Origin of the sequence: Secundilactobacillus malefermentans DSM 5705 = KCTC 3548 (assembly GCF_001436395.1) — a bacterium.
Taxonomy (GTDB): domain Bacteria; phylum Bacillota; class Bacilli; order Lactobacillales; family Lactobacillaceae; genus Secundilactobacillus; species Secundilactobacillus malefermentans.
In genome coordinates this window covers 1-1,389 of record NZ_AZGJ01000108.1, presented here as the reverse complement: position 1 = coordinate 1,389, position 1,389 = coordinate 1, and the positions used below count along the sequence as shown (strand labels likewise).

2 protein-coding genes are annotated in these 1,389 nt (G+C 36.9%); both read right to left on the bottom strand.

Annotated features, from left to right (window positions below; translation table 11 throughout):
* Positions 1-30: 30 nt before the first annotated feature.
* On the bottom strand, positions 31-891 hold the full coding sequence (locus FD44_RS09910) for an IS3 family transposase (RefSeq protein ID WP_235809393.1): 861 nt from the start codon (positions 889-891) through the stop codon (positions 31-33).
* A gap of 8 nt (positions 892-899) precedes the next feature.
* Entirely contained in the window at positions 900-1,388 is a 489-nt protein-coding gene (locus FD44_RS09905; protein WP_033445309.1) for a helix-turn-helix domain-containing protein, read from the bottom strand.
* Position 1,389: the final 1 nt, after the last annotated feature.

The window sequence follows — 1,389 nt, the reverse complement described above, 5'->3', positions numbered from 1 at the left end:
TGAAGTGAACCCCAAATATTGGAGTTAATTTTAAGCACTGAATTGGTTGGAAAGCTCTCGGTATTGAACCGGGGTCTTTCCAGCCAATTTTGTTCTAATTCTCTTATTGTTGTAATAGTCCACATATTTGGTAATGCCGATTTTAAGCTCTTCGTAAGAGGCATAATGATTATTATGCACTGTTCCAACTTTTAGAATATGGAAAAAGCTTTCAACAACCGCATTATCCAGGCATGTCGCTTTGCGACTCATACTTTGGATGATGTGGTTTTCTTTTAACTTTGAAACATAGCTACGATTCTGATATTGAAATCCCTGATCTGAATGAATCAGCATCTTATATGGTAGTTGTGGCTTTGATTTGATTAAATCTTTCAATGGAGTTGTAACAAAATCCACATTTGGGCTAAGCCCAAGGTTCCAAGACAATATCTCATTACTAAATAAATCCACAAAAGCGGTGAAGTAAGCTCGTTCATTAGTGGAACTGGTTCCCCATCTTAATTCAGTAACATCGGTGACTACTTTTTGATAAGGTCGATTCGTATTGAATCTACGCTTTAATTTATTCTTAGCTAGTTTGCCCACAGTTCCTCTATATGAGTTATACTTCCTGGTTTTCCTATCAAAGGCATGACAGAGAACGTTGTTCTGCTTCATGATTTTGAGTACGACCTTATGATTAATTCTCTTGCCTCTATTTTTTAATTCGGCAGTTACAGTGCGATAGCCAAAGTCAGGATTATCCAATCTAATCTGGAGGATTTCAGCTACTAATTTGTGCGGATATTTAGAGTCATCTTTACGCCCAAGGGCGTAGTGAAAGCTACTACTAGCCATATTAATAACTTTGAGGATAAAGCTTAGTTGTTCGTTTAATTCTCGCCTCAGCTCAGTAACTATTTGCGCTTTTTCTTGGTTTGTAAGTCTTTCTTCTTCTGAGCCAAGGCGTGCAATTTTTCCAGATAAGCCACCCGAACCCTTAACACACGATTTTCTTCTTCTAGCTGTTCTTTAGATTTCTTTTCTACATCTTTATTGGACATTAATTTCGACCGCCTTTGATCAATATTGAGGCGTCCTTCTTTAAAAGCTTTTTCCCATTGCCAGATTACAGCTGGATGCTTGATTTTAAACTGCTTCGCAGTTTCAGGATAAGAGGCTCTTTGATTGAAACGCCATTTAATTACTTTCATTTTAAACGAATAATCAAAGTAAGTCTTGGTCTGTTTGTCTTGGAAACTCTCCACACCAAACTGATTAAAATGACGTTTCCACTCATATATAGTCGCAGACCCTTTAATTCCGTACTTTTTATTGATATAGCTTGGTGGAAGGCCCTGTGCTAATTCTAGAATAGCCTGTAATTTTATTTTTTTTGAAAACATA

What these genes read in the sequence shown, in the direction of transcription:
- FD44_RS09905 (WP_033445309.1), bottom strand. Translation starts at nt 1,388, where the DNA reads ATGTTTTCAAAAAAAATAAAATTACAGGCTATTCTAGAATTAGCACAG.